This is a genomic window from Massilia alkalitolerans DSM 17462, assembly GCF_000427785.1.
Lineage (GTDB): Bacteria > Pseudomonadota > Gammaproteobacteria > Burkholderiales > Burkholderiaceae_D > Telluria > Telluria alkalitolerans.
Genome location: NZ_ATYR01000002.1, coordinates 28,894 through 40,911 on the forward strand (window position 1 = coordinate 28,894; position 12,018 = coordinate 40,911).

At 65.5% G+C, this 12,018-nt stretch carries 8 protein-coding genes; 5 read left to right on the forward strand and 3 right to left on the reverse strand.

What is annotated here, in order from left to right:
* From YWC_RS0102185 to YWC_RS0102195, 3 genes are read left to right on the forward strand one after another with little or no spacing between them, the layout of a single operon-like run.
* Window positions 1-2,880 carry a glycoside hydrolase family 31 protein gene (locus YWC_RS0102185; RefSeq protein WP_027863913.1) on the forward strand — a complete coding sequence of 960 codons (2,880 nt, stop codon included), beginning with the start codon at window positions 1-3 and terminating at the stop codon, window positions 2,878-2,880.
* On the forward strand, window positions 2,877-4,013 hold the full coding sequence (locus YWC_RS27910; RefSeq protein ID WP_051306151.1) for a glycosyl hydrolase: 1,137 nt from the start codon (window positions 2,877-2,879) through the stop codon (window positions 4,011-4,013). The genes YWC_RS0102185 and YWC_RS27910 overlap by 4 nt, the downstream gene beginning before the upstream one ends.
* Window positions 4,010-5,092, forward strand: coding sequence for an SGNH/GDSL hydrolase family protein (locus YWC_RS0102195; protein WP_084416254.1), 1,083 nt, complete (start codon window positions 4,010-4,012; stop codon window positions 5,090-5,092). The genes YWC_RS27910 and YWC_RS0102195 overlap by 4 nt, the downstream gene beginning before the upstream one ends.
* A 13-nt stretch (window positions 5,093-5,105) precedes the next feature.
* On the opposite strand, the gene YWC_RS0102200 is transcribed toward YWC_RS0102195, so the two are convergent.
* Complete coding sequence (locus tag YWC_RS0102200) at window positions 5,106-6,638, reverse strand: tryptophan halogenase family protein (protein WP_027863915.1); 1,533 nt, start codon at window positions 6,636-6,638, stop codon at window positions 5,106-5,108.
* Window positions 6,639-6,767: 129 nt separating this feature from the next.
* On the reverse strand, window positions 6,768-8,546 hold the full coding sequence (locus tag YWC_RS0102205) for a glycoside hydrolase family 9 protein (RefSeq protein WP_051306152.1): 1,779 nt from the start codon (window positions 8,544-8,546) through the stop codon (window positions 6,768-6,770).
* 186 nt (window positions 8,547-8,732) lie between these two features.
* On the opposite strand from YWC_RS0102205, the gene YWC_RS0102210 reads away from it, so the two are divergent.
* Entirely contained in the window at window positions 8,733-10,925 is a 2,193-nt protein-coding gene (locus YWC_RS0102210; RefSeq protein WP_027863917.1) for an OsmC domain/YcaO domain-containing protein, read from the forward strand.
* A gap of 95 nt (window positions 10,926-11,020) precedes the next feature.
* On the forward strand, window positions 11,021-11,221 hold the full coding sequence (locus YWC_RS32590) for a hypothetical protein (RefSeq protein WP_156923442.1): 201 nt from the start codon (window positions 11,021-11,023) through the stop codon (window positions 11,219-11,221).
* Between the two features lie 10 nt (window positions 11,222-11,231).
* On the opposite strand, the gene YWC_RS0102220 is transcribed toward YWC_RS32590, so the two are convergent.
* Window positions 11,232-11,990 (reverse strand): 3-keto-disaccharide hydrolase, encoded by a 759-nt coding sequence (locus tag YWC_RS0102220; protein WP_027863918.1) that lies wholly within the window; start codon window positions 11,988-11,990, stop codon window positions 11,232-11,234.
* Window positions 11,991-12,018: the final 28 nt, after the last annotated feature.

Sequence of the window (12,018 nt, forward strand, 5' to 3'; positions counted from 1 at the left end):
ATGCAAATCACCCGAATGGCGAGCGCCGTCCTGCTGCTGTGCGCAGCCACCCAGGCCCTCGCCGGCAGCTACCAGAAGACCGCCACCGGCATCGAAGTCAAGCCCGACCGCGGCGCCGCCAAGCTGGTGCGCCTGAACCTGATGAGCGACAACATCATCCAGGTGGTGAAGTTCGATGCGCCCGGCAAGGCGCTCACGCCTTCCTTGATGACGGTCGCCACGCCCTGCACCTGTAGCTTCACCGTGAACGGCACCCGGGTCGGCAAGGACGACGCGGTGCTGCTCAAGGCGGGAAGGATTTCTGCTACGGTGTCCCTGAAGGACGGGCGCGTGTCTTTCTTCGACGCGGCGGGCAAGCTGATCCTGCAGCAGGACGCCGAGAGCATGAAGCCGGTCACGGTGGGCGGCAAGCCGTTCTTCGCGATCAAGCAGGGCTTCAGCCACGGCACCCGCGACGCCTATTATGGCCTGGGCCAGCACCAGAACTCGCAGATGAACTACAACGGCGAAGACGTGCTGCTGGCCCAGCACAACATGATCGCCTCGGTGCCTTTCGTGGTCTCGGACAAGAACTACGGCCTGCTGTGGGATAACAACAGCATCTCGCGCTTCGGCGACGCCACGCCCTACGCCTGGATGTCGCGCGACCTGGTCCTGCGCGACGCCGAAGGCAAGCCCGGCGGGCTGACCGCCCGCTACTACGTCGACGGCAAGCTGGCGCTCACCCGCAAGGAAAAGGACATCGCTTACCAGCACCTGAAGGACGTGGCGGAGAACTGGCCCAAGGAGCTGCCGCCGCTCAAGGATCTCAAGGACGCGCGCGTGGTCTGGGAAGGCAGCCTGGTAAGCGACAAGCCCGGCGTGCACAAGATGCAGCTGTACTCGTCCGACTACGCGCGCCTGTCCATCGACGGCAAGGAAGTGATGGATGTCTGGCGCATGGGCTGGAACCCGTGGTACCACAACTTCGAGGTCAAGTTCGAGAAGAACAAGCCGGTCAAGCTGCACCTCGACTGGAAGGTATCGAGCGGGATGATCGCCATCACCCATAACAACCCGCTGCCGCAGCCGGAGCGCCATTCGCTCACGATGTCCTCGGAAATCGCCGAGGCGATCAACTACTACGTCATCAGCGCGGACAGCATGGACCGGGTGATCGCCGGTTACCGCCACCTGACCGGGCAGCAGCCGATGATGCCGAAATGGGCCTACGGCTACTGGCAGTCGCGCCAGCGCTACGAGACCCAGCAGCAGCTGCTCGACACCGTGGCGGAATACCGGAAGCGCGGCTGGCCGCTGGATAACATCGTGCAGGACTGGTTCTACTGGCCGGAAGACGGCTGGGGCTCGCACGACTGGGACAAGAAACGCTTCCCGGACCCGAAGGGCATGGTCGATGCGGTGCACAAGCAGAACGCGCGCATCATGCTCTCCATCTGGGGCAAGTTCTACGCCAATACCGACAACTACAAGGAACTGGCGGCCAAGGGCCATATGTGGACCAAGAACGTCGAGAACGGCGACCTCGACTGGGTCGGCCCGGGCTACAAGAACAGCCACTACGACCCGTACACGAAGGAAGCGCGCGACATCTACTACCGCCAGATGAAGCACAAGCTGGTCGACCTGGGCTTCGACGCCTGGTGGATGGACAATACCGAGCCGGACATCCTCTCCAACGCGCGCCTGGAAGACTTCAAGCAGCTGATCGGCCCGACCGTCTACGGCGCCGGCGAGGTCACCTTCAACCCCTACAGCCTGGTGCACTCCGAGGGCTTTGCCGAGAACCTGCGCCGCGACCAGCCGGACAAGCGCCAGTTCATCCTGTCGCGTTCGGGCTTTGCCGGCATCCAGCGCAATTCGGTGGCGGTGTGGAGCGGCGACATCGTCGGCCGCTGGAACAACCTGGCCGACCAGATCGCCTCCGGCGTCAACTTCTCGATGTCGGGCATCCCCAACTGGACCCACGACATCGGCGGCTACGCCCAGGAGACGCGCTTCCAGGTCGGTGACGTCGGCTCGGCCCAGGAAAACCGCGCGACCGGCACCAAACAGGCCGATCCGGAAGACATGAAGGAATGGCGCGAGCTGAACCTGCGCTGGTTCCAGTTCGGCGCCTTCTCGCCGCTGTTCCGCTCGCACGGCGAGGTGGTCAAGCGCGAGATCTACAACATCGCGGCCGGCGACGACAGCATGCGCGACGCCATGGTCGGCTACCTGAAGCTGCGCTACCGCCTGATGCCCTATATTTATACGATGGCGGCCGACACCCACTATCACTCGGGCACGATGATGCGCGGCCTGGTGATGGACTTCCCGCATGACGACCGGGTGAAGAACATCAAGGACCAGTACATGTTCGGCCCCAGCCTGATGGTGGCGCCGGTCACCAGCTACGGCGCGCGCTCGCGCCAGGTCTACCTGCCGCAGGGCAGCGACTGGGTCGACTTCGATACCGGTGAACGCCACACGGGCGGCAACACCATCACCGTGCAGGCGCCGCGCGAGCGCATCCCGCTGTTCCTGCGCGCCGGATCCGTGATCCCGACCGGGCCGGTCACCCAGTACGTGGACGAGAAGCCGGATGCGCCGCTGGTGCTGCAGGTGGTTGCCGGGGCCGACGGCCAGGCCAGCCTGTACGAGGACGACGGCGTCACCAACGCCTACGCGCGCGGCGAGTACAGCCGCATCCCGTTCAGCTACGACGACCGCAAGGGCGTGGTCACCATCGGCGCGCGCGTGGGCCAGTACAAGGGCATGCCGGTGAAACGCGACATCCGCGTGCGCGTGCTGCGTCCCGGCACCGCGGCTGCGAGCAATCTGGATGCCTACGACAAGTCGGTCAGCTACGATGGCCGTGCGGTGACCATCAAGCTGTGACGGCACGCAGGGAACTGCTCAAGGGGCTGGCCGCGCTGTGCGCATCGGCGGCCAGCCCGCCGCTGCTCGCCGCGAGCAGGGCCCCGGCGCTGGCGGACCCGCAGGCCAGCGCCCATGCGCAGGCCGTGCATGCCTGGCTGCACGGCATCTGGGGCCGGCAAGTCATCGCCGGCCAGCAGGACCTGAGCTGGGACGACGGCGTCGACATGGCGCAGCGGGTGTTCGACGACACCGGCAGGTATCCGGCGCTGATGGGTTACGACTTCATGAACACCGGGATGAACGGACCGAATACCTCCGGCCTGCGTCAGGTCGAGGAGGCGATGGCCTGGGCCCGGCGCGGTGGCCTGGTGAGTTTCTGCTGGCACTGGCGCGACCCGGCGCTGCTCGCAACCGACAGCCGCAACCGGGCCAATTTCTACGTCCGCGAGCCAGATGCGGGCAAGAACACCGGCTTCACCATTCCGATGGCCCAAGGCAGGCTCGATACCGCCAGCCCGGGCTGGCGCCAGATCAACCAGGGCATCGACCTGGTCGCGGCGGAACTGAAAGAGCTGGCGGACGCCGGCGTCACCGTGTTGTGGCGTCCGCTGCACGAAGCCTCTGGCCACCAGGGCAATGGCTGGTTCTGGTGGGGCCGCGCGCGCACTGACGGCGAGTCGCCCGCCCGTGCCTGCATCCTGCTGTGGCGCCACATGTTTGACCGTTTGGTAAAAAAACACGGGCTGCACAACCTGATCTGGGTGTGGAACGGACAGGACGAAGCCTGGTACCCGGGCGACGACGTGGTCGACATCGTCGGCTGGGACATCTACGACGACAGCGACGGCAAGCGCTACGGCTCCCAGGCCGCCACCTACCGCCGCGCGCTGGCGATCGGCCGCGGCGCCAAGCCGGTGGCCCTCACCGAAACGGGTTACATCCCCGACCCCGACAAGATGCTGGCGGAAGGCGCTCCCTGGCTCTGGTTCACGGTCTGGAACGACGCCCGGGCCGGTGCCGGGGTGCGCGACAAGAGCAACTTCTGGTCTGGCGACTATTACAATACGGCCGAGCACAAGAACAAGATCTACCACCACCCGAAGGTCATCACGCTGGACAAGCTGCCGGCATTCCTGAAAGCGCCACAATGAAACGTCTTACTCTCTCACTGGTTCTCGCGGCCATGCTGCATGCCGGCCTGGCGACGGCGGGCACGCCCGTCGCGCCGAGCGACGCGAAACTGCAGTACACCGGCCGCATCGACTTCTCGGATCCGGCCGCGCCGGTGATCTCCTGGCCGAACAGCGCGATCGCCGGGCGCTTTACCGGCACCTCGTTCGCCATCAAGCTCGACGACCAGCGCGGCCGGAATTACTTCAACGTGTTCCTGGACGGCGACCTGTCGGCGCCCCTGGTCATCGAAGCAAAGCAGGGCGAGGCGACCTATGTCGTGGCGCAGAAGCTGGCTCCGGGAAGTCACAGCTTCCTGGTCACCAAGCGCACCGAGGGCGAGGAGGGCGCAACAAGGTTCCGCGGCCTGGAACTCGATGACGGCGCCGTGCTGCTGCCGCCACCGCCGCGGCCCAAGCGCCGGATCGAGTTCTTCGGCGACTCGATCACCAGCGGCATGGGCAACGAGGGCGCACTCAACGGCCGCGACGACGCCGGCAAGGACAAGAACAGCTTCCTGTCCTATGCGGCGATCGCCGCCAGGCAGCTCAAGGCGGAAATGCACATGACCTCGCAGAGCGGCATCGGCGTGATGATCAGCTGGTTCCCGTTCACCATGCCGGACTTCTACGACCAGCTGAGCGCCGTCGGCGACAACGACAGCCGCTGGGATTTCTCGCGCTGGACGCCGGACGTGGTGGTGGTCAACCTGCTGCAGAACGACAGCTGGCTGATCGGCCGCGACCACAAGCTGCATCCGGAGCCGAACGATGCCCAGCGCGTCGAGGCCTACAAGCAGTTCGTGCAGCGCATCCGCCGCCTCTATCCGCAGGCTTACATCGTCTGCGCGCTGGGCAGCATGGACGCGACCCGGCCCGGTTCACCCTGGCCGGGCTACGTCACGGCCGCCGTGGAGCGTATGCGCAAGGAAGATGGCGACAAGCGCATCGACACCCTGTTCTTCGAGCATACGGGTTATGGCCAGCATCCGCGGGTGCACCACCACCAGGCCAATGCAGCGAAGCTGACTGCATTGGTCCGGGCGCGGATGGGCTGGTAAGATCAGGGGCCGCTCAGGCGGCGCGCTGGCTTGCCGCCACTACCTGGCTCGCGATGTAGGCGTCATGCGTCGGCATCCGCTCCACGGCCTGGACGATCATGTCGCGCACGCCGGCGAAGTGCCCATGCACCTCGCGGATATCCACCGTATCCACGAAAGGATCGTAACGCTTCGGCACCGCGCCCAGCCCCATCAGCATGGCCACGAAGGAAGGTTCGGCGAAGCCGTGCGGGTCCAGGATCGTGACCCGCCCGGTCTCGCGGAACAGCTCGATCTGGTGGCGAATCGTATCGGGAATCGGCATGTTGGCGCAGTAGCGCCAGAACTCCGAGTCGTCGCGCTCCGTCAGCTTGTAGTGCAGGACGATGAAGTCGCGCACCGATTCGTAGCGCACGCCCATGTAGCGGTTGAACTCATCGGCCAGTTCGGGACGGCAGTCGCGGTCCGGGAACAGCTCGACCAGCTTGCCGACCGCGGTCTCGATCAGGCTGATGCTGGTCGATTCCAGGGGCTCGACGAAGCCGGCCGACAAGCCCACCGCGACGCAGTTCTTGACCCATGACTTGCGCCTGCGGCCGGTGACGAAGCGGAGCTGGCGCGGCTCGTCGAGCGCGGCGCCGTCGAGGGAGTCGAGCAGTACTTCGCGTGCCCGCGCGTCGCTGGTGAAGGCGTTGCTGTAGACGTGGCCGTTGCCGGTGCGGTGCTGCAGCGGGATACGCCAGACCCAGCCCGCCTCCTTGGCCGTGGAGCGGGTATAGGGCGTGAGCGCAGGCGCGCTGGCGCAGGGCACGGCGAGCGCGCTGTTGCAGGGCAGCTGCTCGCTCCAGTCATCGTAGCCGGCCTTCAATGCCCCTTCGATCAGCAAGCCCCGGAATCCGGAGCAGTCGACGAACAGGTCGCCCTCGATCCGGCGGCCGTCGCGCAGCTTGACCGCCGTGATGAAGCCGCTCTCCGGATGCTGTTCGACCTCCACCACCGTACCCTCGAGGCGCTGCGCACCGTGCGCCACGGCGTAGTCGCGCAGGTAGTTCGCGTACAGGCCGGCGTCGAAATGGTAGCCGTAGGAATACGCGTCGGTGATCGAGGGCGTGCCCTTGTGCGGCGGTACGAATTTGTTCTTGCGCGCCATGATCGAGGACACCGACCAGTTCTCCAGCGCCGGCATGTTGTCGAATTGCGTGGACATGCGCAGCCAGAACAAGTGCGACGGGTGGCGGTCGAGCGAGGGGCCGAAATCGCCGAAGCCGTGGAAGAAGCGGTTGCCGAGGTGACCCCAGTCCTTGAACTCGATGCCGAGCTTGTAGCTGGCCTTGGTGCGCCGTACGAAGTCGTCGGCGTCGAGGCCCAGCGCGGCATTGTAGTAGCGGATGGTCGGCAGGGTCGCTTCTCCGACTCCGATGGTGCCGATGTCGGGCGACTCCACCAGGATCACCTCGCAGGGAGCCTCAGGGCGGCCCAGCAGGCGCTGCGCCAGCGGGGCCGCCGCCATCCAGCCGGCGGTGCCCCCGCCCACGATCACGATCCGGCGGATCGGCTTGTCATTCATTCTGTCTCCTGTTCTTTTGCTGTCACGTGCCCGCGCAGTAGGCGTCCATACGACAGGAAGTGTAGAGCAGGTTCCGATTGCCAGGCAACAAAAATGTTTGCGCCTAACAATCGGTGTTGCTGCGCTGTTTTATCGCTGCAGCGACTCCATCGCCGCCGCCACGTACACCAGCGGCGCGTTCCAGTTGATCGCGATCTCGTTGCTGGCGTAGCTGCACACGTGGTCGATATAGGACAGGGCCGGCAGCTTCGACGGATAGGGGACCGGGCAATCCTTGGCGTCCTGCTGGCCCGGGTTGGGGCCGCCCACCAGCATGCCCGGCACCGGCGCCTTGACGCCGTCCGCCTCGGAGGGACGGTGGTGCGGATGCATCGGCGAACGTGCGCCGAAGCCGGTGACGAAGGACATGCCCGGACCGTTACGGCCGAGCACGTAGTCGAGCGCCGATTGCGCCGCGTTCAGGTAGTCCGGCCGCGGCTCGACGCGGTAGGCCGCCACCAGCATCATGGCCTGGTTCAGGATGGTCGAGCTGCTGCCCCACACGAAATCCTTGGCGCCCATGCTGACGCGGTAGGGCGAAGCGCGCCAGCGCTCGACCAGCCGGTCGCCGACCTCCAGCAGCTGCTTGCGCACGGGGGCGGCCTCCACGCCCGCCGGCAGGCGTCCGGCGTGCTGGGCGAGCGAGATCCAGCCCAGCATGCCGACGTCGGCCCAGCCCGGCTCGGTGCCCTTGGCGGCGCCCCCCGCATGGGCAAAGGCGCGGCTGCGGTAGTCGCTCTTGCCGGTCGTGATCAGGAGCTCGGCGGCGGCCCAGGCAAATTCGTCCTCGGTGCTCTTGTCGCCATAGGCGCCGGTCTGGATGTCGGCCGGCTGCTCGTACAAGAGCTTCGGGTTGGCCTCGGCCCAGCGCCAGGCCTGTTCGGCCGCGGCCAGGTAGCGCGCCGAGCGTCCCGGCTGCTGGCTGTCGAATGGTTTCAGCACGCGGCTGGCGGCTGCCATCACGGCCGCGAAGTCGAGCGTGGCGGTGGTGGTCTTCTGCACCACGTAGCGGGGAGCCAGCGCTTTCTCGGGCATGACCATGCCGTCGAAGACCTTGTTGGTCAGCTTGTGGTAGACCCCGCCGTCGTTCGGGTCCTGCATGGTGAGCATCCAGTCGAGGTTCCACAGGGTCTCGTTGAGGATGTCGGGCAGGCCGTTGCCGGACTCCGGCAGGTTCAGGGGCAGCTTGGCGAACCACTCGGGGAAGTGCTCGTAGGCCGCCAGCAGGGTGTAAGTGCTGATGCCCGAATTGACGATGTACTTGTTATAGTCGCCGGCGTCGTACCAGCCCTTCGGGCTCGAGATCACGGTGCCGGCGGGACGCGCTGTCGATGCGGCCGAGGCGTGCACCAGCACCCGCGTGTCCGGGTGCGCCAGCGGGCGCGCGTAGGGGCCGGCGATGGCCGGCGTGAGGGCGATGCCGGTGCGGTTCAGGGTAAAGTTGCGGATCGCCGCGATGTCGAGCTCACGGTAGACGCCGGGCTGGATGGCAAAGGGCGCCGAGTCCGGCAGGCCCGCCACGCGCAGACGGTAGCTGCCGGGCGTGCGCAGGGCCGTGAAGTCGGCCAGGCGCACCCGTTCGCCGGACGCATCCCAGGTGGCGGCGCTGCCCAGGCTGCCCTCGAACACCTGCTTGCCGCTGCTTGCTTCCACCACGGCGAAGCGCACCTGCGCGTCGGTCGGCAAGGACATGGGCACCACGGCCAGCTTTTGCGCGGCCGGCAGGTAGCCTACCTGGTTCAGCTTGACGCTCGCCGCCGGGCCGGCGGCATGCGCGCCGCCGGCAAGCAGCAGCGCGGCGCAGGCAGCGGCCAGGCGGAGCGGGGGCAAGGATAGGGGAGTGCCGGACTGTGGCGCAGGGTGGTGCATGCTGTCTCCTGATATTGTTGTGAAATCGATTTCATAATACCGTCGTGTATCACGCAACGTCAACGTCGATTGCGCGCACTTCGAACGTCGCGGATAATGTCGGTAAAGGCCCTGTTCTTACAGGGCCTTGTTATTTGGATGGTCGGCGTTGGCCATGTTTTTTCAAGCAGGTGTGAAGGATTTATTATGGAAATCAAGGTCAACTTTCTCGACAAGCTTCGTCTGGAAGCGAAGTTCGACGACTTTACGGTCATTGCCGACCAACCCATCCGCTACAAGGGCGATGGCTCCGCGCCCGGGCCATTTGACTATTTCCTGGCTTCGTCGGCCTTGTGCGCGGCCTATTTCGTCAAACTCTACTGCAATACCCGGAATATCCCGACCGAGAATATCCGCCTGTCGCAGAATAATATTGTCGATCCCGAGAACCGCTACAAGCAGATCTTCAAGATCCAGGTCGAGCTGCCGGCCGATATCTCCGACAAGGACCGCCAGGGCATCCTGCGCTCGATCGAGCGCTGTACCGTGAAGAAGGTGGTCCAGCAGGGACCGGAATTCGTGATCGAAGAGGTGGACAACCTCGACGCCGACGCCCAGGCGCTGCTGACCCTGCAGCCGGACGCCGCTGCGCAGACTTATATTCCGGGCAAGGACCTGCCGCTGGAGCAGACCATTGCCAACATGTCGGGCATGCTGGCCAGCTGGGGCATCAAGATCGAGATCGCCTCGTGGCGCAATATCGTGCCGAATGTCTGGTCGCTGCATATTCGCGACGCGCATTCGCCGATGTGCTTCACCAACGGCAAGGGCGCGACCAAGGAAAGCGCGCTGGCCTCGGCCCTGGGCGAATACATCGAACGCCTGAACAACAACCACTTCTATGCGGGCGTGTTCTGGGGCGAGGATATCGCCAACGCGCCTTTCGTCCATTATCCGAACGAGCGCTGGTTCAAGCCCGGCCCGGACGATGCGGTGCCGGGCGAGATCCTCGACGAGTATTGCCTGGGCATCTACGATCCGGATGGCGAACTGCGCGGTTCGCACCTGATCGATACCAATTCCGGCAACGTGGAGCGCGGCATCGTGTCGCTGCCTTTCGTCCGGCATTCGGATGGGGAAACCGTGTATTTCCCGTCCAACCTGGTCGAAAACCTCTATGCCAGCAATGGCATGAGCGCCGGTAATACCCTGGTCGAAGCCCAGGTGCAGTGCCTGTCCGAGATCTTCGAGCGCGCCGTCAAGCGCGAGATCCTGGAAGGCGAGATCGCGCTGCCGGACGTGCCCCAGGAAGTGCTGGCCAAATACCCCGGCATCGTGGCCGGCATCCAGGGCCTGGAAGAGCAGGGCTTCCCGGTGCTGGTCAAGGATGCCTCGCTGGGCGGCACTTACCCGGTGATGTGCGTCACCCTGATGAACCCGCGCACCGGCGGCGTGTTCGCCTCCTTCGGCGCGCACCCGAGCTTCGAGGTGGCGCTGGAACGCAGCCTGACCGAGCTGCTGCAGGGGCGCAGCTTCGAGGGCCTGAACGACCTGCCGCAGCCGACCTTCGCCAGCGAGGCCGTCACCGAGCCCTATAACTTCGTCGAGCACTTCATCGATTCGAGCGGCGTGGTGTCCTGGCGCTTCTTCAGCGCCAGGGCGGACTACGACTTCGTCGAGTGGGACTTTTCAGGCCAGGGCCAGGATTCCAATGCCGAGGAAGCCGCCACCCTGCTCGGGATCCTGACGGACATGGGCAAGGAGGTCTACACGGCGGTGTACGACCAACTGGGCAGCAATGCCTGCCGCATCCTGGTGCCCGGCTACTCGGAGATCTATCCGGTGGAAGACCTGGTCTGGGACAACACCAACAAGAGCCTGCTGTTCCGGGAAGACATCCTGAACCTGCACCGCCTCGACGACGACGCGCTCGCGGCCCTGCTCGAGCGCCTGGAGAACAACGAGCTGGACGAGTATTCGGACATCGCCAGCCTGATCGGCATCGAGTTCGACGAGAACTCGGAATGGGGTCAGCTGACGGTGCTCGAGCTGCGCCTGCTGATCAACCTCGCGCTGCAGCGCTTCGAGGATGCGCAGGAACTGGTGGGCGCCTTCCTGCAGTACAACGACAATACCGTCGAGCGCCGCCTGTTCTACCAGGCGATGAGCGTGGTGCTGGAGGTGGTGCTCGACGACGAGCTGGAGCTGGAGGACTACGTCGCCAATTTCCGCCGCATGTACGGCAATGAGCGGATGGATGCAGTACTCGGCTCGGTGGACGGCAGCGTGCGTTTCTCCGGCCTGACGCCGACCAGCATGAAGCTGGAAGGCCTCGAGCGGCACCAGCGCCTGATCGACAGCTATCGCAAGCTGCACAAGGCGCGCGCCGCCGCCGCATAAGAGGCCGCGCACACGCATGGCCTGCCGCATTTGCAGGCAGGCTGGTCGAAGAGTATGCTGGAGTCACAACAGACATGCATACAACGGAGACAATCATGAAACTTCGACTGGCAACCCCTGCCTTTGCGAGCCGCTTCCATGGTCCCTTGCGTTTCGGCCGCGCCTGGCGCGGTCACGAACTAGCGCTGCGCCTGGTGCAACTGGCCGTGCTGGTCGTGCTCGGAGCGATCGGCGCGAAGCTCATGGCCGACGTCGTGGCCTTCCTGATCGGGTCGGTCGCCGGCATGGTGTCCTGAGCCGCGGCCGTCAGAGCGGCCGCACCCAGATATTCCGGAAGCTGACCGCGTCGCCGTGGTCCTGCAGCATGATCGGTGCGGGTCCATGCTTGCGGTAGGCCGGCTTGCCGACGTACACGGTTTCGCCCTGCAGGGCGACGTGGTTCTGCACCAGCACGCCGTTGTGCAGGGCAGTCACGTAGGCGGGCGATACCAGGGTGCCGTCGGCGGCAAAGCGCGGCGCGGTCCAGATCACGTCATAGCGTTGCCATTCTCCCGGCGCGGCGCAAGCGTTCACCAGCGGGATGTGCTGCTTGTACATGCTCGCGGCTTGCCCGTTGGCATAGGTTTTGTTGTCGGCGCAGTCGAGGATCTGGATCTCGTAGCCGCTGCCCTTGCCCGTTGAAGCGAGGAACAGGCCGCTGTTGCCGCGGGCCTGGCCGGCGCCGACGAGCGTCGTGGGCACGCGCCATTCGAGGTGGATCTGGTAGTCGGTGAACAGGCGCCTGGTCTGGATGTCGCCGCTGCCGCCGCGGACGGTGAAGCTGCCGCCGGCGACGGTCCAGCCGGCCGGCTGGTCGGGCGCCGCAGCCGACACCCATTCGCGCAGGTCTTTCCCGTCGAACAGCACGATCGCGTCCGACGGCGCCGACGCCGGGGAGCCGGGGATGACGCGCGCAGGCTCCGGCGCCCACACCTCGGTCGCCTTGGGATCCGGCTGCTGCTGGGCGGCAGACGCTGGAAGGAGCATTGCCAGTCCGGTCACCGCCACACTGAATTTTGCAAGCATCGCCCATCCTATGGATAAAGAGGCAAGC

Coding starts and splice junctions, on each gene's coding strand:
- YWC_RS32590 (WP_156923442.1), top strand. CDS start 11,021: ATGAAACTTCGACTGGCAACCCCTGCCTTTGCGAGCCGCTTCCATGGT.
- YWC_RS0102220 (WP_027863918.1), bottom strand. CDS start 11,990: ATGCTTGCAAAATTCAGTGTGGCGGTGACCGGACTGGCAATGCTCCTT.
- YWC_RS0102195 (WP_084416254.1), top strand. CDS start 4,010: ATGAAACGTCTTACTCTCTCACTGGTTCTCGCGGCCATGCTGCATGCC.
- YWC_RS0102210 (WP_027863917.1), top strand. CDS start 8,733: ATGGAAATCAAGGTCAACTTTCTCGACAAGCTTCGTCTGGAAGCGAAG.
- YWC_RS0102205 (WP_051306152.1), bottom strand. CDS start 8,546: ATGCACCACCCTGCGCCACAGTCCGGCACTCCCCTATCCTTGCCCCCG.
- YWC_RS0102185 (WP_027863913.1), top strand. CDS start 1: ATGCAAATCACCCGAATGGCGAGCGCCGTCCTGCTGCTGTGCGCAGCC.
- YWC_RS0102200 (WP_027863915.1), bottom strand. CDS start 6,638: ATGAATGACAAGCCGATCCGCCGGATCGTGATCGTGGGCGGGGGCACC.